Annotated in this window: 1 protein-coding gene; it reads right to left on the reverse strand. The window is 67.3% G+C overall.

What is annotated here, in order from left to right; genetic code table 11:
- A partial coding sequence (locus ABT116_RS48990) for a 1,4-alpha-glucan branching protein domain-containing protein (RefSeq protein ID WP_351648075.1) occupies positions 1 to 1,092 on the reverse strand: 1,092 nt, incomplete at its 3' end.
- Positions 1,093 to 1,130 lie beyond the last annotated feature (38 nt).

Raw genomic sequence — 1,130 nt, forward strand, 5'->3', positions numbered from 1 at the left:
GGCACGATTCCAGCCTTCGGCAAGGCGCTCGGCGACGGTGTCACGGCCGGAAACCACCGCTTCGGAGATTTCCCTGGTCGCGTGGGCGTGCTTGTGTGCGCGTTCGCGGGCGTACCCCGCGGCCGAATCCTTGCTCACCATGAATGCCCAATCGCTCGAAACTGTCATCAGTGTCTCGCGAAGTACCTGATCGTTGACGCGGTTTCGCAGTTCCGGGCGGCCGGGAGCGTTGTCGCGTCCGCGAGACTTGTCCACGGTGGTGAGGGCAGTCTCGACTACTTCGGAGTTCAGTTGCACGAGGTCGGACACCTGATCGCCGGCCCACACGCGCCAGTCCTTGCCCGATCCCCAGGACGAATCCTCGAGTTGAACGGGTTCGCCGACGTATCCCGATGCCCTGGCGTCCGCGAGGGTCCCGACGCGAATTCCGGCCTCGGGGAGCGCGCGCAGGAGCTTTTCGAGCCACTGCGGACCTTCGTGCCACCAGTGCCCGAACAGTTCCGTGTCGAAAGCCGCGACCACGAGGGCGTCGCGGCCGATACGGGCGGATTCACTGCGCAGACGCGCCCGAACGGTTTCGACGAAGTCGGCAACATGCTTGTCGACGGCGGCGGCAGCGAGTTCGGGGTCGTACGGCAACTTGTCGGCGGAGTCGACGGTCCGTCCGGTGACCCGCGACGGCTTGAGGCCCGTCTCGTGGTCGTAGGTGTGGAAGTCGCGGTAAGCAGCGTGACCCGGGTATCCGGATTTCGGGGACCAGACGCGGTAGCTGACCTGCAGGTCGCGGCCGAAGGCAACCACGTCGGATTCACGAACCGGGCGGCCGAGGGACGTGTCGCCGCGCAAGGCGGGACCGTCGACCATGAAGTGGGTGACGCCCGCTTCGGCGTACCCGCGCTCCATACCCGGTGTGTACCCGCACTCGGGTCCCCAGATCCCGGTCGGAGTGTGGCTCCACCGGGCATGCGCGTCGGCGAGACCCTCGCGGAGAGAGAAGGCCCGCAAGCGAGGATCGAGCAGGGGTTGGAACGGGTGGGCCAGCGGCCCGCCGAGAAGCTCGAAGGCCTCGCGATCGATGAGGTCCCGGAACACCGGGGAAGCGCCGTGCTGCCAGTCCAGTCGAGGCGCCG

The sequence above is a fragment of the Streptomyces sp. NPDC002130 genome (assembly GCF_040296465.1).
GTDB lineage: Bacteria > Actinomycetota > Actinomycetes > Streptomycetales > Streptomycetaceae > Streptomyces.